Here is an 18437-nt window from a genome sequence, read left to right as displayed (position 1 = left end):
TGAATTCCTTCCGCAAGAAGCCATGACCACGCAATCAGCATTTGACCTGATTTTTCGCAACGCCGTGTTGCGCGGTGCTGCCAGCCCCGTGGACATCGGCGTCACGCGCGGCCGCATCACCGCCATCGAACCGACACTCGCCTGCGAGGCCATCGAGGTCGATGTCGCCGGGCGCCTCGCCCTGCCCGGCTTCGTCGACAGCCACATCCATCTCGACAAGGCCTGCCTGCTCGACCGCTGCGATCATAATCACGACGGCGTCTCGCAAGCGATCCGCGCCGTTGCCGGGATGAAGAAGGACTTTACGGTCGAGGACGTTTATGCACGCGGCGCCAGGGTGCTGGAACGCGCCATCGTGCACGGCACGACGCGCATGCGAACCCATGTCGAGATCGATCCGCGCATCGGCTTGCGCGGCTTCGAGGCGGTCAAGTCGCTCAAGCGCGACTATGCCTGGGCAATCGACCTGTCGCTCTGTGTGTTTCCGCAGGAAGGCCTCACCAACGATCCCGGCAGCGAAGGGCTGCTGATCCAGGCGCTCCGCGACGCCGGCGAGGTGATCGGTGGCTGCCCCTACACGGACACCGACCCGAACGCGCACCTCGCATGCATCTTCGATCTTGCCGAAGAGTTCGACGTCGACGTCGATCTCCATCTCGATTTCGATCTCGATCCCTCCTGGTGGCATCTCGACGAGGTCTGCCGGCAGACCGAGCGGCGCAACTACGGCGGGCGCGTGGCGATCGGCCATGCGACGAAACTCTCCGCACTGCCACCGGAGCGGCTAAAGGCCGCCACAGCGAAACTGGCGCAAGCCGGCGTTGCCGTCACCGTGCTGCCGGCAACCGATCTCTATCTGATGGGGCGCGAAACGACCCACAACGCGCCGCGCGGGCTGACGCTCGCCCACAAGCTCGCCCGCGAAGGCGTGCTGTGCTCGGTCGCAACCAACAACGTGCTCAATCCCTTCACGCCGTTCGGCGACGCCTCACTGCTGCGAATGGCGAATTTCTACGCCAATGTCGCGCATGCCTCGGTCAACGACTTCGACACCTGCCTCGATCTCGTGACCGAGCTGCCGGCGCGGCTGATGAACCTTGGGGATTACGGCATCAAGGTCGGAAACCCCGCGGATCTCGTCGTGCTCGATACGCAAGACAGCCGCTTCGCCATCGCGGAGTTGCCGGATATCGTAATGGGCTTCAAGGACGGCCGGCAAACGTTTGCGCGGCAGCGGCCCACTGTGTTCCGCCCCGGTTCCTGATCCGCCCTCGATGCATATCTGCATTGAAGCGCGGCTGATCGACCACAACTTCCGTTCGATGTTACCGCCGATCGTTCCAAAATTCCGAATCCGGTAGATTCCCGGATAGCAGATTCTTGCTGATTCCCGATAGCTGCCCGCATTGCAAATCCCGCGGCGCCGGTCATTGCAGGACCTGCACTGATGTCTGCATTCAACGGGGAAGCATCGACATGTTCAGCGCATTCAGCAGTATCGACACTCACACCATTCGAGCGAGAACGCCCAGCGAGGCTGCGGTGAAGCGGCTCGACGGCATCGGGCATGTCCTGTCGGACCTCGATCTGGCCGGCGTCCGGACCCAGGATGACCTGACGCGCACGCTCCTCACGCTCGATATCGCCGACAAGTGCATTCGGTCGATCCGCGCAGAATTCCGCACTGAAGTCGCGACCGATCGGCTGGCCCGCAAGGCCGAGAACCTGATGGCGCTGATCGAACGCGCCCGCGACGAGTTCACCGGCTGTCGCACGGCAAAATCCTGAGCAGCAACCGCTTTATTTCTCGCGATTGATCTTCGCCAGGATTCTGTCCGCTTCGCTGCGCCAGTCGGCGCTGCGGGCGAATTCTTTCGTTCCCTTAGGTCCGAACACCCCTTCGTCGGCGAGATCGGCGACCCAGCCCTGACGCTCGGCGGTGCCCTGCGCGGACCACGGCGTCAGCCCCGCCTCGCGCACGGTCTCTGCGACCTCGCGCACTTCCTCGGCGCGGCGGCGGCCATGCTCGATCACGCGCTGGAAGAAATAAGCACCCTGCTTTTCCCAACTGATCGTGGGGAAGGTTTCCGCCAGTGAAGCCAGCACCGCATCCTCGACGCCATAGGCGCGTGCGGTGGTGAAGCTTTCGATCACCATGGACTCAAGGCCCTTGATCATGATGCTGCGGCACATCTTGACCGCCGAGGAAACACCGAGCTTGTCGCTCGCAACCTTGGCCGCAAAACCGATCGCGTTCAAAAGCGGCTCCAGCTCCCTGGCGCCGGGACCGCCGAGCAGCAGCGGCACCTTGATCCTATAAGGCGGCACCGAGGTCATCACGGCACCCTCGACATACCGCCCGTCCGCGCCGTCGATCAGCGCCGCGGCACGCTGCTTGGCGCCGGGAGACGCCGAATTGAAATCGAGAAACCAGGTGCCCTGATTGATCGCGGCGGCGCAGGCTTGCGCCACGGGCACGGCCTGACTCGCCGTGACGGCAGAGATGAGGAAATCGGATTTCGCGGTCAGCTCGGCGTGAGAAGCGACCAGCCCGACACCGAATTTCACCGCATGCTCTTTCAGGGACGCGCCCTGCTCGCCCCCGAGCTTGATGTCATAGGCTGAGACCTTGATGCCCTGCTGGCGCAGATCCTCGGCCAAAATCCTGCCGACCTCGCCATAGCCGACCAGCCCGATCTGCCAGAGCCTAGGATCACCCGCCATCAGTTCAGTCCTCGCGTCGTCTCGTCGAAGAGATCCTCGACCGCATATCGGCGCGGGATCAGCGACTGCTGGAACGCGTAGTCGACGATCAGCTGCAGCGGCTTTCTGTTCGCCTCGAACCCGAATGGCACGAGATCAGGTGTTGCCGCCGTGCCGATCTGTTCCTTGTTCTGCTTGAGGAGATCATAGACGCCCGCGACCACATCAGGGTGCGATTTCGCGAGCTGCTCGGTCACGACCACGAGATGATTGACCGGCACGACGCCGCGACGCGCGTGCCATTTGGCGGCTTCCGCGGCCGGATCGGGGAACAGCGTCTTCAGCTTGGGATCATTCGAAGCCTCGCCGAGGATGGCGTCGAGCTCACCGTCGAGCAGCATCTGCAGGATCTTCTTGTCCTTCGGTGCGCGCTCGGTGGTGTCGACATATTCGGCGACGTGCGGATCCTCGAAGGTCACCCAGCGGATGTTGTCGAGATCGACGCCGCAATCGTTGGCGAGGATGCCCCTGATCCAGGCGCCGGTCGTGGTCGTGAACGAGCGGATGCCGACGCGCTTGCCTTCGAGATCGGACGGGCCGAGCGTTCCATGCGCAGGATTATAGAGCGCGTAGGAATGCTGGAAGCGACCGAGCATGGTGGCCGGCAGCAGCACCAGCGGCTTGCCATGCGCCTTCGCCATCAGATAGGTGACGATTGCCATCTCGCAGACGTCAAAAGCCTGCTCGCGCACCATCGGCTTGAATGCGGTGTTGGTCGGCGTGTACTCGATGAAATCGAGATCGAAGCGGTCGGAGCGGAGCTCGCCGCTCTTCACCGACCGGACATGGAGATGACTGCCCAGCACGGCCTTCAGCTTGAGACGATCCATCAGCGCACTCCGCTTCTCTTCGCTTTAGACGTCCTCGGGATTGTCGACATAGACGAGCCCCGCCTTCGCCAAGGCCTCGCGCATGCTGTACATATCGAGCCCGAGTTCGCCCGAGCCGAGCCGCGTGCGCTTGCCGCCCTCGTCCGCATTGCGCTTCTTCGCCTTCTCGGCGACCTCGGCCGCATAGCGCTTCGGCACCGCGACGACGCCGTCGTCATCGGCCACGATGATGTCGCCAGGATCGACGTTGACGCCGGCGCAGACTACGGGGACGTTGACCGAGCCGAGCGTCGCTTTCACCGTCCCCTTGGCCGAAACCGCGCGCGACCACACCGGAAAATTCATCTCGTGCAGCGCTTTGACGTCGCGGCAACCGGCATCGATGATCAGCCCCTGCACGCCGCGTGCCTGAAGCGACGTCGCGAGCAGCTCGCCGAACATGCCGTCGGTGTTGTCCGTGGTGCAGCCGACGACGAGGATGTCGCCCGTTTTGCACTGCTCGACCGCGACATGGATCATCCAATTGTCGCCGGGCTGCGCCAGCACGGTGACCGCGGGACCGGCAATCGAAGCGCCCGGCCACACCGGCCGCAGATAAGGCTTCATCAGCCCGACGCGGCCGTAAGCCTCGTGCACGGTCGAGACGCCATACTCCGCCATCCCTGCGGGATCGGCCCGCTTGATGTTGCGAACGACGACCGGCTTCATGCCAGCACCTCCGCAACCGTCGGAAACAGGCGCTGATAGGCCTCGCCATAGGTCATCGGCACACCGGTGTTGCGGCTGCCCTGGATGCCGCGGTTAAGCGCGACGCGCTCGTAATAGCCCCAGAGATGTTTTTGCGCGGCGAGGATCTGGAATGCCTCGTACTTCTCCTTCCAGACCTCGTCGATCTTGAGGAGCAGGTCCGGTTTGTAATTGCACTGCTCCGGCTGGTGCGGCTCGAACAGGAACACCGGCGGCGCGGAGTATTGGTACTGCGCGCCGGGCTTGTGGCCCATGGCCTGCGCGACCACGCGGGTTTCCTGCGCAAAATGCGCCGCGTTCGGATGGTCGAAATTATAGGGGTCTTCCAACGCGTGCGTCAGCACGAAACTGGGATTGAGTTCGCGGTAGATGTCGACCATGCGGTCGAAATGCGCTTCGTTGAGCTTCAGCGGATAGTCGCCGCAATCGAAGAACTCGATCTCGGCGCCGAGCAGCTTTGCGGCCCGCTCCGCCTCGTCCTTGCGGCCCGCCTTGACCGACTCCAGCGTCGCGCCTTTTTCCTTCCAGGCGAACTGGCTCTCACCGCGCTCGCCAAAGGACATGCAGACGATCTTCATGCGAAAGCCCTTCTTCGCATGCAGCGCGATGGCGCCACCGGCGCGCCAGACGAAATCGCCCGGATGGGCGGTGATCACGAGACCTGTTTTCATGGGACAAACTCCCCTCTTTTGTTCGTAAGCGTCATCAGTTCATCAAGCAGCGGCGGCGGGTTCCTCACCGTCGAGCACGCGCTTCAGGCGTTCGCCATCGAGCGCGCTTTCCCATTTGGCAATCGCGATGGTCGCGACTGCGTTCCCGATCAGATTGGTCGGCGTCAGCCCCTGCGACATCAGGCGATGGATGCCGAGCACCAGCGCGACGCTCGTCACGGGAATGCTGCCGGTAGCCGACAGGGTCGCCGCCAGCACGACAAAGGCGGCGCCCGCGATTCCCGCCGCGCCCTTGGAGGTCACGAGCAGGATCAAGAGCAGCTCGATCTGCTCGGCGAGCCCGAGCGGCGTGTTGGTTGCCTGCGCCAGGAACACCGAGGCGGCGGCGAGATAGAGGCAGGTGCCGTCGAGATTGAAGGAATAGCCGGTCGGGATCACGAGCCCGACCACGCTCTTCTCGCAGCCGGCCTTCTCCAGTTTGGTCAGCATCCGTGGCAGCACCGTCTCGGACGATGTCGTGGCGATGCAGATCAGCAACTCTTCCCAGATGTAGCGGATCAGCTTGAGGAGCGAGAAGCCGCAGAGACGCGCAACCGGGCCGAGCGCCACGATGATGAAGATCACGCAGGTGAAATAAAAGCCGCCCAGCAGCTTGCCGAGGGATGCCAGCGAGCCGACGCCGAACTTGCCGACCGTAAAGGCAATGGCGCCGAACGCACCGATCGGGGCCGCCCACATTACGAAACCGACGACGGCGAACACCATCTTGGCAGCGATGTCGATCAGATTGACCAGCGGCGCGGCCCGCTCGCCGAGCTGCACCAGCGCAAAGCCTGATAGCACCGAGATGAACAGAACCTGGAGGATGTTGCCCTCGGCAAAGGCGCCGATGAAGGTCGCCGGCACGATGTTGATCAGGAACGGCACGAAGCCGATCACGGCGGTCTGCTTGACATAGGGCTCGATCGCGCTGGCATTGATGCTGGCGGGATCGATGTTCATGCCGACGCCGGGCTTGAGCAGGTTGACCGCCACGAGGCCGATGATCAGCGCGATCGTGGTCATGACCTCGAAATAGACGATCGCCTTGACGGCGACGCGCCCGACACGGGCCATGTCGGCCATATGCGCGACGCCATGGACGACGGTGCAGAAGATGATCGGCGCGATCAGCATGCGGATCGCCTTGATGAAGGCGTCCCCAAGCGGCTGCATCTTGGCGCCCGCCTCGGGATTGACGATCCCTAGCGCAATGCCGGCCGCCATGGCGATGAGCACCTGGATCCAGAGCTCCTTCCACCAGGCGCGGCCGCGCGGCTTGTCGATCGCTAGCGCCGTCATTGGTCGAACCCGAACAGGCGCGCCGGATTGTCGACGAGGATCTTCTGCTGATACTCCGGCTCCGGCGCGAACAGCGGGATCAAATCGACGAGATCCCCGTCATTCGGCATCGCCTTGACATTGGGATGTGGCCAATCGGTGCCCCAGATGACGCGGTCGGGCGCCGTCTCGACGATCTTTCGCGCGAACGGCACGGCGTCGGTGAACGGCGGACCGCTGGAGGACACCCGCTCCGAGCCGCAGATCTTGACCCAGCACTTCTCGTCGCGCTGCATCAGCTCGATCAGGATCTTGAACGGCAGCTGATCGAGCCCTTCCGATGCCTTCACCCGTCCCATATGGTCGATGGTGTAGCTGAGCGGCAGCTTCGCCAGCATGTCGGCATATTCGGGCAGGTCGATCGCGTCGAAATGCAGGTCGATGTGCCAGCCGAGCGGCGAGACCATCGCGATGACCCGATTGAACAGGCTCTTGTCGGGAACGCCGCCGAGATGGCGGACGAAATTGAAGCGGCAGCCGCGGAAGCCGCCCTCGTGCAGCACGTGAAGCCCGCGCTCGGTGATGGTGTCGTCGATATTGGCGACCGCGCGATAGGCGCCGTTACTCTGCGCGATGGCATCGAGCGCCACCGTGTTGTCGGTGCCGTGCACACTGGCATTGACGATGACGGCACGCTCAACGCCGAGCTGAGCATGCAGCGCGCGGAAATCCTCGATCGGCGCATCCGGCGGCGTGTAGGAGCGGTCCGGCGCGTAAGGGTACTTCGCGCCGGGACCGAAGATGTGGCAATGTGCGTCGCAAGACAGCTTCGGCAGCTTGAACTTCGGCGTGCGCGTGTTCGGGTCGGGCGGCGAAATGGTCGGCGTGTACATCATTGCCATCAGATAAACCGCCGAACGAGACCGCGTCTTCAAGTCTTGCTGCTGACGACCGGTCGTCGCCGTGCCGGCGCGGCCTGATCGAGCGCCGGCGCCTGGAACGCGGCCACCGTGGCCTGCACCAATTGCTCGATGGCGCTGGCGGCATCGTTGCCGTCGGCCTCGCCGCGCGACAGGCGCGAGACGCGATCCGGCGTCACCAGCGAGTAATAGAGCGCGCCCAGCAGGAAGTGACTGCGCCAGACGATGTCGGTGCGCGGAACGTGCGGCAGGCTGTCATGGATCGCATCGATGAAGGCGTGGCTGGTGTCGTCGAAAGTCTGCGCGATGATTTTGCGCGTGACCTCGTTGCCCTCCGCAGACATCACCGCGCGAAGCCGCGTGAACCGCGCCCCGCCCCCGGCGAGATCGCTGCCCGAGGTGAAGGCCGGCGCGACATAGGCCCGCACCACCGCTTCCAGCCGATCCTGGAGATCGCGCACGCGCCTGGCGGCTGCGAGCAGCTCGGAACGACGCAAATTCATCGGCCCGCAATGGCGCCGGTAGATCTCCAGCAGCAGGCCGTCCTTGGTCTTGAAATGATAGGTGACGCTGCCGGGATTGGCGCCGGCGGCCTGTGCGATATCGCGCACCGATACGGCATTGAAGCCGTTGGTGGCGAACAGCTCCTCGGCCGCGGCGAGGATCGCCTCGCGCATGTTCGGCTTGCGGGCCGTTTCCTTGCTGGTGGGCTTGCGTACCATGTGATTTGTACTATCGTACAAAAGATCAGGTCTCGTCAACAAGAACCATGGGCGGCGTCCGGACGGCTCGAAAGAGCGACGGTCAGCGCGCGAACGCCCGCAATGGAGTGCTGGAAAATGCTGGGTTTGAACAAGAAGATCGGCGGCTTGATTCTGGGTGCCGGTCTGCTGCTGGCGGGCGGCGCCGCGCAGGCGGCTGACAATTATCCGAGCAAGCCGGTTCACATCCTCGTCCCTTACGCGGCCGGCGGCGCGGTCGACGTGCTCGCGCGCACGCTGAGCCAGGCGCTGGCGAAGACCTGGGGCCAACAGCCTGTGGTCGACAATCGCCCCGGCGCCGGCGGCATCGTCGCCTCGCAGGCACTGACGCAGGCCGCGCCTGACGGCTACACGCTGATCCTGGTCGCGAGTGGTCATCCGCTCAACCAGTTCATCTATCCGAGCGTGCCTTACGACACGTTCAGGGACTTCACCGCGATCACCGAGGTCGCCTCCTCGCCGCTCGCGATCGTCGTCGCCAAGGACAGCCCCTACAAGACGCTCGGTGATCTGCTCGCTGCGGCGAAGAAGGAGCCGGACAAGCTCTCCTACGGCATGTCCGGCAACGGCACCTCGGCGCATCTCGCCGGTGAGCTGTTGAAACACATGTCCGGCACCAAGATCGTCGCGATCCCCTACAAGGGCGGCGCGCCCGCGCTGACCGCAGTGATCGCCGGCGACATCCCGCTCAGTATCAATCCGCTTGCGGAAGCCATCGCTCAGATCGAAGGCGGCCCGGTGCGCGCGCTCGCGGTGACCTCGGCGGAACGCTCCAAGGCGCTCCCCAATGTTCCGACTGTCGCCGAGTCCGGCGTATCCGGTTACGATGTTTCGGTCTGGTGGGGCGTTCTTGGCCCGGCAAAAATGCCGCCGGAGATCGTGGCGAAGCTCGAGACCGATCTGAACGCGGCGCTGCAGGATGCGAACGTGCTGTCGACGCTCGGCAAGATCGGCGCTGCCCCGGTCGGCTCCTCGTCCAAGGATTTCGACGCCTACATGCACGCCGAGGCAACCAAATGGGAGCCGGTGCTGAAGGCCGCCGACATTCGCGCGCAGTGAGGCGGGCTCATCACATGAGGACCTCGTCCGGACACCTTGCCTGCTCAGCCTTGCTCGCGGTTACTATCATCAGCCTGCTCGGTGCGCCTGCGCACGCCGACGGTGAAGCAAAACTACTGGCGCCAAGCGGAACGTTGCGCGTCGGCATCTATCCGGGCAGCCCAACCTCGATGGTAACAGACGCGGCCGGCACGTCGCACGGCCTCGCCTACGATCTCGGCGGCAAGCTGGCAAAACGGCTCGGCGTTCCTATCGACTATGTCAGGTTCCAGCGCGTTGCCGACATCGTCACCGCGATCCATGACGGCCAGGTCGACTTCACCGTGACCAATGCCACGCCGGCCCGCGCCAACGAGGTCAGCTTCAGCCAGCCCGTGCTGGCGATCGAGCTCGGTTTCTTGGTGCCGGCGAACTCGCCGATCGGCACGGTCGAGGATATCGACAAGACAGGCGTGAAGATCGGCGTCACCAAAGGCTCGACCGCCGAGCGCACGCTGCCGGCGAAATTCAAGAACGCGACCATCGTTGCCGCTGAAAGCGTCAAGGTTGCCATCGCCATGTTCGGCCGCGGCGAGATCGATCTCTACGCCACCAACAAGCCCACGCTGTTCGAGTTGTCCGACCAGATCCGGGTGCGAAAATCCTCGACGGCAATTGGGGCACCGAGCATATGGCCATCGCGATCCCCAAAGGACGCGAGGAGGCGCTGCCTCTGCTCAACCGCTTCGTGACGGACGAGCAGTCGTCCGGCGCGCTCGACACGATTCAGCAGCAGGCAGGCTTGCGCGGCGCCACGAAGGCCACGCGCCAATAGCTCAATGCAATGCAACATCCCCTTAGCGCGTGTTCGCGCGCGAAGTCGGGTTAGGTGCAATCATCACCGAACTGCGCTATTTCTAGGCAATCATGACTCGACGTACCGGCAGCGCTGATCTTCCTCTTCACAACGGACGGGTTCCGCCGTGGCTTGCGAGCCGCATGGCCTCACTGGGCGCGATCGTGACTCAGGCGATCGTGCATCATTATGGCCGTGACGCATTCCTCCAGCGGCTCTCGCATCCGTTCTGGTTCCAGTCGTTCGGCGCCGTGATGGGAATGGACTGGCACTCCTCGGGCATCACGACCTCGGTGATCGGCGCGTTGAAGCACGGGCTCGGACCGCTTCAGGACGAGCTCGGCATCTATGTCTGCGGCGGTCGCGGCCAGCATTCGCGCAAGACGCCGGACGAGCTGTTGCAGCTCGGCGACCGCGTCGGCTTCGACGGCGCGAAACTCACGCGTGCGAGTCGCCTCGTGGCGAAGGTTGACAGCGCCGCGGTCCAGGACGGATTCGACCTTTATCTGCACGGCTTCTTCGTCACCGCCGATGCCAAATGGACCGTGGTGCAGCAGGGCATGAACGGCGACAAGCGGCAGGCCCGCCGCTATCACTGGCATTCCGAGGCGTTGAAGAGTTTTGTCGACACGCCGCACAGCGCGATCGACGGGCCGCTGCAAGGCGAGATCGTTAATCTCACCGACCATCGCGCCGATGTCTCGCGCACTGCGCAGCTCGAACTCCTGAGCGATCTCGGCCCGGATCGCATCGTCTGCGAATTCGAGCGACTCACCGGGACTGGGTCCGAGCCCGCGCAGGCGATGCTGCCGCACCTGATCATGCCAGCCCACCACGACGTACGGCCGAAGGACGTGTTCGCGCGCCGCCTGCACGGCACACTCGCAGCCGCCGCCGAGCGCGGCCCGGTCGATTTTCCGGAGCTGCTGCTGACGCCCGGCGTCGGTGCGCGTACCGTGCGCTCGCTGGCGATGGTGGCCGAGGTGGTGCACGGCGCGCCTTATCGCTTCAACGACCCTGCGCGCTTCTCGCTCGCCCATGGCGGCAAGGACCGGCATCCCTACCCTGTCCCGATCAAGGTCTACGACGAGACCATTCGCGTGCTGAAAGGTGCGATCCAGAACGCAAAGCTCGGACGCGAGGAAGAGATGCAGGCGATCAAGCGCCTCGACGACCAAGCGCGGCGGCTGGAGCGCACCGCAAGCGGGCCATCCGTCGAAGCCTATATCGCCGGAGAGCGTGCGGCCTCGCCCGATCTCGACGGCCGTTCCGTGTTCGGCTGGGAACGCGACCTGGCATCGACAAAAAAACGGACCGGTTGAAAAACCGGTCCGCAAGTTTAGCGGGGAGGAACGCCCCTCTCAGGTCTCGTCGACCTCCGGCTCCTGGTCGAGCCGGTTGGCGGCATGATCCTGATACTGCTCAGTCTGGATTGACTTGCCATCCATACCGCGAATGTCGGAATGCTGGGCCTTATCGCGGTTGGACAGGACCATGTTGTCGCCGATCTTGTCCTTGGGAATGTCGGCCATGGCTCCGGTGCCGTCACCCTTGCCGTGCATGCCCGATCTGAAATGCGCCTTGCTGCCGTGCCCACCTGGCATCGATCTCTCCTCTTGCAGTGAGCGCCCCCTGAAAGTTCAGTGCTTCTGTTGCGCCGGCGATGGTTTCGGCGGCTTGTGGCCGCTCTGGCCAGCGTGGTTGTGCTTGTTGTGGTCGCTCTCCTGGTTGAGACCGCCGCGGCTCACCGGAAATTCACTGTGTCGCGCCTCGGGCTTCGCGCGACGAACGGCGGTGTCCTCGACAATGCGGCCCAAGGCCTGATCCAGTTCTCGGCCATCAGGCACATCGGGTTTGCGCTCGAGGATACGCACCTGCTGCTCGTGGGTCTTTTTGCCTTGCATGTCAGTCTCCCGGTGGTTCACCGGCCTCTTCGAGGCGAACCGCTGCGCGCGACGTCCTTGTCAATACCCCCGGCGACATTCACGTCGTTTTCGACGTCGCCTTCGACCGTATTCTCACCGAGAGCATCCTCGATGTCGTCGGGCGACGCGCCCGCCATGGTGGCCCCTTTCGATCCACCGATCAGCGGATTGTCGCGAATATCCTTGCCGGTGGGCGTGTAAAGCTTTGGCTGCTTGCTGCTCATGATTACCTTCCTCCGCTCTTGCCGGCCGTATCGTGCGTATGATGGGAGTCGTGTTCGCCCCCGCCACCCGAAATTCGGCTGTGGTTTCGCTGTGAATCGTCCGCGGGCGACTTCTTCACCTCAAGCGGTGTCTTCGCGTTCTCATGCGATGCGCCGGGTCCGCCCTGACGGATGCTGTTCGGTGTCTTGGTGGATGTCGACATCGGTTGTCGCCTCCTCAACGATCTTGCTGGTAGCCTTGATTGGTCGTGTTCTGCTTGATGTTGCCCTGTTGTCCCTGCTGATCGGGATCCTGCGCGCGTTGCTGGCCACGCGGCTTCCGGTCCGCGGACGTCCGCTTGGAATCGCCGGTTCCCTTCGGGCTCTGGTTCGCGTGTGGGACGGGTGGCATCTTGCCGGTCATATCGGTTCCTTTCGCAGGTGACGTCGTACAACGAGCGCGCTACTGCCACTCCCCGTCCGCAGGTGCGGAGATATCCTTCAGCGCGTCCTGGGCGCACTCATCGTCCGCCCTGCTGATGTCGGCAAGGGCGACAACGCCGACGAGGCGCTTCTGCCGGTTAAGCACCGGCAGGCGCCGGACCTGATGTGTCGCCATCACTTGCGAGGCACCTTCTACGTCATCATCCTCGAAGCAGTAGCAGACGCCGTCGGACATCACCTCTCGAACCGAGGTGTTGCCCGGCGATCGCTCCTCGGCGACGGCACGCATCACAATATCTCTATCGGTGACCACGCCGACGAGGCGATCGTTCTCACCCACCGGCAATGCACCGACATCGTCGGCACGCATCCAGCGCGCGGCTTCCCGGATGGTCATGTTGGGATCGGCAATGTGCACGGATGGCGTCATGATCTCGTGAACTTGCATGGCTGTGCTCCTCAGTTGACCTCAGGAGGTTTGACTGGCTAACGCAGATATCGCGCAGAAGGTTTCTTTCCGGCCTAGTGCGACGTACGCTTCGACCGTCCGGACGTATCCGCTGTGACGCGACCCGACGAGTCCTGCGTACCGGGCTCGCTCCAAATCGTCCGCACCTCCTCCGGCAACGCCTCTCTGACCTTATCGACTTGGCCGGGGCTCAAATGCCGCGACAAAACCTTGAAAACCGCACGCGCCGCGTCCTTGGTATTGACCGGTCGGCCGAACGTCAGTTCCGCAGCGATCATCTGAAGGAATTCGTCCAGGGAACGTACCCGCTTTGGCAGCTCCGATGGCCGGAACTGATCGTAGTACGCGCCGCGGACCAACAGCGGCAGTTGCGATCCGAGATGCGCGGCGAGTTCGATCGGCAGGCGGTCGCGTAATGCGTGCAGCACGGCACCCGTCACGTGCCATGATTGCTGGTCGTCGAGCCCTATCTCTTCACCAATCTCATTGAGCCAGAGATGCGTGGTTTGTGCCGACTTGTCGAACGTGGGAACGGCGCTGGAACCCATTTGCGAACCTCCATCTTGGATTCTTGAGCTTTCGATCACAACAGATGCGACTGCGCGCCGTTCCGAGAGACGACATAAGTTGAGATCAAATCGAATGTTGGAACTGGCTGGTTGTACCCAGCGAGCCGGGATCGTCAGGCGGCTTCGTTCGTCGAGGCGGCCGGTACGGCATCGTCGAATACCGGAAGTCTGTCGAGCGCCCGAATGCCCGGTCGTCGGCGCCAGTGGATTTGCGGCGGCTCGACTGCGAGGCCGAGCCGCGGCCAGCGCGTCAACAACGCTTCAACCGCACACGCTACCTCGATCCGCGCGAGTTGGTGACCGAGACAGAAATGAATTCCGGTGCCGAACGAGATGTGGCGGTTCGGCTTGCGCTGTAGATCGAGCCGTTCGGGATGATCGTGCTCCGCCGGATCCATGTTGGCTGCGGCAAGCATGACCATGATGCGATCGCCCTTCTTCAGGCGCACGCTTTCGAGCTCGATGTCTCGCCGCACGTAGCGCGGCTTCGAAAACTGTACCGGTGAGACGAAGCGCAAGAACTCCTCGACGGCGAGAGGAAGGCGGCTCCAGTCCTCCTCCAGCCAATCGCGCAGAGTGGGATTTTTGAGGAGTTCGTAGACCGATCCGCTGATGAGGTGCGTCGTGGTCTCCGAACCTGCCGCCAGCAGCAGAAACACCATCGAGACCATTTCTTCGGCCGTGATCTGGCCACCCTCGCGCTCGACCTGTACCAGCCCTGCGATCAGGCCTTCGCCGCCGTCCACGCGCGCGATCTGCAACTGCTGTTCGAGATAGCCTCGCATCTTGCGGACCGCGAACAGCAAACGGAAGAAGCTGACGACACCCGTCAGCGAGGACATTGCGTCGGCCCACGCGATGAATTTGGGGCGATCGGCCAAAGGCAATCCAAGCAACTCGGAGATCACCGCGAGCGGCAGGATGCGGGCATAGCGCTGGACGAGATCGGCCGGACTTCCTGCCGAGAACAGCTCCTCGGCGAGACCGTCCGCGATGGCGCGGATGCGCGGCTTCATCGCGACGATCGCGCGGCGGCGGAAGGCCTCGTCCACGATGCTGCGCAGCCTTGTGTGGTCCGGCTCGTCCATCGTCAGCATGTTGTTGGCGATGGTTCTGACGTAGTTCGGCATCCACCAGCGCAAACCTGCGAAGTTGCCGTCCTCCTTACGCAGCGTGAAATTGGTGCCGTCCTTCAGGGCTTGCGCAGTGGCCTCGTGAGTCGTGGTGATCCAGACATCGCCGACGAAAGGAAATCGCGCCGGGACCACAGGACCGGAAATGCGCAACGTTGCGATCGCCCTGGGTGGATCGCGAAAGAAGGCCTCGCTGGTGAAGTCGAGGCGTGGTGCCATGTGATCACCGGAACGGTTGATTCTCGCCGAGATGGTGCACGACGCCGCCGGCGCAAGGGTACGGAACCTCCGCTTCGGCTTCGGTGCAGGCGTCGAGAAACGAGCTACCCTCGCCCCGGCGAACGCGGCCCAGCCTTGCGCTGCCGCTGATTGGAGTAGGCGTCCCAATTGCTCCAGCTGCCGTTGCTGAGGCTTTGCAGGTCGGTGGTGAGCGGACGGCGCGTGCGCTTGTCGTGATCGGCGACCGCGCGCTCGGATTGCGCGATCTTGCGCTTGAGTTCCCCAATCGCCTTCTGAGTCTGGCCGCTCCGCTTCGAGGCTGCGATCTCGCCCATCGTGAAGCGCGCGGTCTCGAGCGCCTTCAGCTCGGCGCGATTCTTCTTCAATTGAACCCGGTGCCAGGCGATGTTGCTGTCGCTGTCCGCAACCATGTGGGAACTCCGCTGATTCGTTCCGACAGTGTATCGCGTGCCGAATCGGCGCCGCAACGGGCTCCCCACGGCGGAACTACGGTCTTATTGCGAGACAATCCCGGGCCTAGCGCTCGGCGAAGGCCTTTTCGATCACAAATTGGGCCGGCTCGCCGTGATTGCCCTCGACAAGGCCCCGCTCGCCAAGGAGCACGCGGGTATCCGCCACCAGCGCCGGGCTGCCGCAGATCATGACGCGGTCGTGGGCGGCTTCCAGTGCCGGCAGGCCAATATCGGCGAACAGCTTGCCTGACGTGATGAGGTCGGTGATGCGGCCGCGGTTGCGGAAAGGATCGCGGGTCACGGTCGGGTAGTAAATCAGCTGAGCGCGGATGTACTCGCCGATCAGATCGTCGTTCGGCAGCGTCTTGGTGATCATCTCGCCATAGGCGAGCTCCTTCACGTGCCTGCAGCCGTGCAGCAGCACGACTTTCTCGAACCGCTCATAGGTCTCGGGATCCTTGATCACGCTCAGGAACGGCGCAAGCCCCGTGCCGGTGCCGATCAAATAGAGGTTTCGCCCCTCCTCCAGATTGTCGATCACGAGCGTGCCGGTGGCCTTGCGGCTGACGATGATCTCGTCGCCTTCCTTCAGATGCTGAAGCCGCGAGGTGAGCGGGCCGTCCGCCACCTTGATCGAGAAGAACTCCAGCGTGTCCTCGTAATTGGCGCTGGCGACGCTGTAGGCCCGCAGCAGCGGCTTCTCGCCGATCTTGAGCCCGATCATGGTGAACTCGCCGTTGCGGAAGCGGAAGGTCGGGCTGCGCGTGGTCTTGAAAGAGAACAGCGTGTCGGTCCAGTGGTGGACGCTCAAAACGCTTTCCTGATTGAAATTGCTCATCTCACCCTTCCGTGGCGCTTCCGTGCGGTTCCAAGGCGGTCAGCTATGCGTCGTTTGTACACGATCATTTGTATACTAATGAATAATCCGGCTTGATCCCACGGTCAAGGCTGCCCAAGATCGAGAGCGTTGCAGTTAAGGATAAGGACCCATTCCATGGCGCATGACGCACCCCAGGCCACCGGACCCTCGAAGCTCGTGATCCGAAATATCGGCCTGATCCTGTCCGGCGCGCTGGAAAAGCCGATCCTGGACGGCGACACCATCATCGCCGAGAACGGCAAGATCACCGCGATCGGCCGCTTCAAAGACCTCAACACCGAAGGCGCCACCACCATCGTCGAGGCCAACGGCACCACGGTGGCGCCGGGCCTGATCGACAGCCATGTCCACCCAGTTGCAGGCGACTGGACGCCCCGCCAGAACCAGATCGGCTGGATCGACAGCAATTTGCATGGCGGCGTCACCACGATGATTTCCGCCGGCGAAGTGCATATGCCCGGCCGGCCGCACGACGTCGTCGGCCTCAAGGCGATGGCAATCTTCGCCCAGCGCGCATTCTGGAATCTGCGGCCAGGCGGCGTGAAGGTTCATGCCGGCGCGCCCGTGATCGAATGCGAGATGGTCGAGGAGGACTTCAAGGAATTGGCCGCAGCCGGCGTCAAGCTGCTCGGCGAAGTGGGCCTGGGCGGCGTCAAGGACGGCCCTACAGCGCGAAAAATGGTCGGCTGGGCCCGCAAATACGGCATCCAGAGCACGATCCACACCGGCGGCCCCTCGATCCCCGGCTCCGGCCTGATTGACAAGGACGTGGTGCTGGAGGCCGACACCGACGTGGTCGGCCATATCAATGGCGGTCACACGGCCCTTCCCGACGACCAGATCCGTTGCATCTGCGAGGGCTGCAAGCGCGGCCTCGAACTGGTGCACAACGGCAACGAGCGCTCGGCGCTGTTCACGCTGCGCATTGCGCGCGAGATGAACGATTTGCACCGCGTCATCCTCGGCACCGACGCGCCGGCCGGCTCCGGCGTGCAGCCGCTTGGCATTCTGCGCATGGTCTCGATGCTGTCCTCGCTCGGCGATTTGCCGGCCGAGCTCGCCTTTTGTCTCGCCACCGGCAACACAGCGCGGATGCGCGAGCTTGACTGCGGCCTCATCGAAGTGGGCCGTTCCGCCGACTTCGTCATCATGGACAAGGCGCAGCACTCGGCCGGCAAGAACATTCTGGACAGCGTCCAGCTCGGCGACCTCCCCGGCATCGGCATGACCATCATCGACGGCATCGTGCGCACCCAGCGCAGCCGCAACACCCCGCCGGCGGGGAAAGTGCCGGAGGTGGTCGGGAAGTAATGTCGATCGACCTCGGGAAATTGCGTCATCGACCTCGGGAAATTGCGTCAAAGCGTATCTGACGAAATCAACAATTACGTCTACCCCTACTCTGGCGTAGAGATCGGCAATCCAAAGAGCCCTGAGTGGATTGCCGACCAGCTTCGTCAGATGCGATCCGCATTGGTCAATCCCTATTGGACCACCGTCGGCAACGACCGCTGCGTCATCGTCGCCGACGACGGACGCAACTATTGTTTGGCGTACAGCTCCAAGCTCGACGAATACTTTCTCCTCCTACGCAAGAATGGTTCGCTGATCGACATCAATGTCTACGGCGATGCCGTTGGTTGCTTTATGGCGCGTTAGTGCCGTAGGTCGGCAACGCGGAGCGTACCCACCATTAAACGCTTGAAATCTGCAGACGTGGTGGGCACGGCGCAAGCGCGCCTTTGCCCACGAGACCGAATTCACCGCAGCCTGTTCAACAGCGACATCAGCATCTCGCGCTCCTTGGCGTCGAGCGGCGCCAGCGTCTCCCGCGTGATCGCGAGCGCGCTCGGCGCTACTTTCTCCGCAAGTTGCTGCCCGGCGCGCGTCAGGCTGACCAGCAGCCGCCGCCCGTCTTCAGGATCCTGGCTCGTCTCGGTCAATCCGCGCGCCGTCAAACGATCGATCACGCCCTTGATGGTCGCGACGTCCATCGCCGTCAGCCGTCCGAGCTGGTTCTGCGAACATGGTCCGGTCTCTACGAGCTTCGACAGCGCGGCCCATTGCGTCGGCGTGATATTGGTGCCGATCTCGCGAGAGAAGATCGCGCTGTGGCGCTGCCAGACCTGGCGCAGAATGAAGCCGACCTGCTCGTCGAGCACGTAAGAGGGCTTTGCCGGTTTGACGCCCTTCTTCACCGCGACACTTCTCGCCAT

The 18437-nt window shown here is 63.4% G+C and carries 25 protein-coding genes; 7 read left to right on the top strand and 18 right to left on the bottom strand.

The window, feature by feature from the left end; all coding sequences use genetic code 11:
- Positions 1 to 22: 22 nt before the first annotated feature.
- A complete protein-coding gene (locus tag IVB27_RS31810) occupies positions 23 to 1264 on the top strand; it encodes an amidohydrolase family protein (protein WP_247446759.1) in 1242 nt (413 codons plus the stop codon).
- Between the two features lie 212 nt (positions 1265 to 1476).
- The gene (locus tag IVB27_RS31805) at positions 1477 to 1788 is read left to right on the top strand and encodes a hypothetical protein (protein ID WP_247346774.1); all 312 of its coding nucleotides are present in this window, start codon (positions 1477 to 1479) and stop codon (positions 1786 to 1788) included.
- Positions 1789 to 1800: 12 nt separating this feature from the next.
- Here IVB27_RS31805 and IVB27_RS31800 read toward each other — a convergent pair whose 3' ends face one another.
- The 7 genes from IVB27_RS31800 to IVB27_RS31770 are packed head-to-tail and all read right to left on the bottom strand — an operon-like array spanning position 1801 to position 7973.
- Positions 1801 to 2724, bottom strand: a complete 924-nt coding sequence (locus IVB27_RS31800; RefSeq protein WP_247446758.1) for a DUF1932 domain-containing protein — start codon at positions 2722 to 2724, stop codon at positions 1801 to 1803.
- Positions 2724 to 3593, bottom strand: coding sequence for a substrate-binding domain-containing protein (locus IVB27_RS31795; protein WP_247446757.1), 870 nt, complete (start codon positions 3591 to 3593; stop codon positions 2724 to 2726). The genes IVB27_RS31800 and IVB27_RS31795 overlap by 1 nt, the downstream gene beginning before the upstream one ends.
- 24 nt (positions 3594 to 3617) lie before the next feature.
- The gene (locus IVB27_RS31790) at positions 3618 to 4301 is read right to left on the bottom strand and encodes a 4-carboxy-4-hydroxy-2-oxoadipate aldolase/oxaloacetate decarboxylase (protein ID WP_247345621.1); all 684 of its coding nucleotides are present in this window, start codon (positions 4299 to 4301) and stop codon (positions 3618 to 3620) included.
- Positions 4298 to 5011, bottom strand: coding sequence for a PIG-L deacetylase family protein (locus tag IVB27_RS31785; protein ID WP_247345618.1), 714 nt, complete (start codon positions 5009 to 5011; stop codon positions 4298 to 4300). Before IVB27_RS31785 ends, IVB27_RS31790 begins: the two co-directional genes overlap by 4 nt.
- A gap of 42 nt (positions 5012 to 5053) precedes the next feature.
- Complete coding sequence (locus IVB27_RS31780; protein WP_247446756.1) at positions 5054 to 6352, bottom strand: C4-dicarboxylate transporter DctA; 1299 nt, start codon at positions 6350 to 6352, stop codon at positions 5054 to 5056.
- Positions 6349 to 7233 carry an amidohydrolase family protein gene (locus IVB27_RS31775; RefSeq protein WP_247446999.1) on the bottom strand — a complete coding sequence of 295 codons (885 nt, stop codon included), beginning with the start codon at positions 7231 to 7233 and terminating at the stop codon, positions 6349 to 6351. The genes IVB27_RS31780 and IVB27_RS31775 overlap by 4 nt, the downstream gene beginning before the upstream one ends.
- A 29-nt stretch (positions 7234 to 7262) precedes the next feature.
- Positions 7263 to 7973, bottom strand: a complete 711-nt coding sequence (locus IVB27_RS31770) for a TetR/AcrR family transcriptional regulator (protein WP_247446755.1) — start codon at positions 7971 to 7973, stop codon at positions 7263 to 7265.
- A 117-nt stretch (positions 7974 to 8090) separates the two neighbouring features.
- On the opposite strand from IVB27_RS31770, the gene IVB27_RS31765 reads away from it, so the two are divergent.
- The 3 genes from IVB27_RS31765 (at position 8091) to IVB27_RS31755 (ending at position 11228) form a co-directional block, all read left to right on the top strand.
- Positions 8091 to 9071, top strand: coding sequence for a tripartite tricarboxylate transporter substrate binding protein (locus IVB27_RS31765; protein WP_247446754.1), 981 nt, complete (start codon positions 8091 to 8093; stop codon positions 9069 to 9071).
- 14 nt (positions 9072 to 9085) lie between these two features.
- Positions 9086 to 9802 (top strand): transporter substrate-binding domain-containing protein, encoded by a 717-nt coding sequence (locus tag IVB27_RS31760; RefSeq protein ID WP_247446753.1) that lies wholly within the window; start codon positions 9086 to 9088, stop codon positions 9800 to 9802.
- Positions 9803 to 9977: 175 nt separating this feature from the next.
- The gene (locus IVB27_RS31755) at positions 9978 to 11228 is read left to right on the top strand and encodes a DUF763 domain-containing protein (RefSeq protein WP_247446752.1); all 1251 of its coding nucleotides are present in this window, start codon (positions 9978 to 9980) and stop codon (positions 11226 to 11228) included.
- A 39-nt stretch (positions 11229 to 11267) separates the two neighbouring features.
- Here the strand turns inward: IVB27_RS31755 and IVB27_RS31750 are convergent, their stop codons facing one another.
- The 10 genes from IVB27_RS31750 to IVB27_RS31705 all read right to left on the bottom strand — a co-directional run bounded on the left by IVB27_RS31750 (position 11268) and on the right by IVB27_RS31705 (position 16179).
- Positions 11268 to 11510 carry a hypothetical protein gene (locus tag IVB27_RS31750; RefSeq protein WP_247446751.1) on the bottom strand — a complete coding sequence of 81 codons (243 nt, stop codon included), beginning with the start codon at positions 11508 to 11510 and terminating at the stop codon, positions 11268 to 11270.
- Positions 11511 to 11546: 36 nt separating this feature from the next.
- The gene (locus IVB27_RS31745; protein WP_247446750.1) at positions 11547 to 11810 is read right to left on the bottom strand and encodes a hypothetical protein; all 264 of its coding nucleotides are present in this window, start codon (positions 11808 to 11810) and stop codon (positions 11547 to 11549) included.
- A 17-nt stretch (positions 11811 to 11827) separates the two neighbouring features.
- Positions 11828 to 12055 (bottom strand): hypothetical protein, encoded by a 228-nt coding sequence (locus IVB27_RS31740; protein ID WP_247446749.1) that lies wholly within the window; start codon positions 12053 to 12055, stop codon positions 11828 to 11830.
- A 2-nt stretch (positions 12056 to 12057) separates the two neighbouring features.
- Entirely contained in the window at positions 12058 to 12258 is a 201-nt protein-coding gene (locus IVB27_RS31735) for a hypothetical protein (RefSeq protein ID WP_247446748.1), read from the bottom strand.
- A gap of 14 nt (positions 12259 to 12272) precedes the next feature.
- The gene (locus IVB27_RS31730; RefSeq protein ID WP_247446747.1) at positions 12273 to 12458 is read right to left on the bottom strand and encodes a hypothetical protein; all 186 of its coding nucleotides are present in this window, start codon (positions 12456 to 12458) and stop codon (positions 12273 to 12275) included.
- Positions 12459 to 12497: 39 nt separating this feature from the next.
- A complete protein-coding gene (locus IVB27_RS31725) occupies positions 12498 to 12926 on the bottom strand; it encodes a CBS domain-containing protein (protein WP_247446746.1) in 429 nt (142 codons plus the stop codon).
- Between the two features lie 74 nt (positions 12927 to 13000).
- Positions 13001 to 13495: a DUF2267 domain-containing protein gene (locus IVB27_RS31720; protein ID WP_247446745.1), complete on the bottom strand. Its 495-nt coding sequence runs from the start codon at positions 13493 to 13495 to the stop codon at positions 13001 to 13003.
- A 134-nt stretch (positions 13496 to 13629) separates the two neighbouring features.
- A complete protein-coding gene (locus IVB27_RS31715; RefSeq protein ID WP_247446744.1) occupies positions 13630 to 14868 on the bottom strand; it encodes a cytochrome P450 in 1239 nt (412 codons plus the stop codon).
- A gap of 104 nt (positions 14869 to 14972) precedes the next feature.
- Positions 14973 to 15299 carry a hypothetical protein gene (locus tag IVB27_RS31710; RefSeq protein WP_247446743.1) on the bottom strand — a complete coding sequence of 109 codons (327 nt, stop codon included), beginning with the start codon at positions 15297 to 15299 and terminating at the stop codon, positions 14973 to 14975.
- 106 nt (positions 15300 to 15405) lie between these two features.
- Complete coding sequence (locus tag IVB27_RS31705) at positions 15406 to 16179, bottom strand: ferredoxin--NADP reductase (RefSeq protein WP_247446742.1); 774 nt, start codon at positions 16177 to 16179, stop codon at positions 15406 to 15408.
- Between the two features lie 156 nt (positions 16180 to 16335).
- On the opposite strand from IVB27_RS31705, the gene IVB27_RS31700 reads away from it, so the two are divergent.
- Positions 16336 to 17532, top strand: coding sequence for an amidohydrolase family protein (locus IVB27_RS31700; protein WP_247446741.1), 1197 nt, complete (start codon positions 16336 to 16338; stop codon positions 17530 to 17532).
- Positions 17533 to 17574: 42 nt separating this feature from the next.
- On the top strand, positions 17575 to 17880 hold the full coding sequence (locus tag IVB27_RS31695; RefSeq protein ID WP_247446740.1) for a hypothetical protein: 306 nt from the start codon (positions 17575 to 17577) through the stop codon (positions 17878 to 17880).
- 101 nt (positions 17881 to 17981) lie between these two features.
- Here the strand turns inward: IVB27_RS31695 and IVB27_RS31690 are convergent, their stop codons facing one another.
- Positions 17982 to 18437 carry a MarR family winged helix-turn-helix transcriptional regulator gene (locus IVB27_RS31690; protein WP_247345576.1) on the bottom strand — a complete coding sequence of 152 codons (456 nt, stop codon included), beginning with the start codon at positions 18435 to 18437 and terminating at the stop codon, positions 17982 to 17984.

This window comes from Bradyrhizobium sp. 197, assembly GCF_023073375.1.
Classification (GTDB): domain Bacteria; phylum Pseudomonadota; class Alphaproteobacteria; order Rhizobiales; family Xanthobacteraceae; genus Bradyrhizobium.
This window is presented reverse-complemented; position numbering and strand designations above follow the sequence as displayed.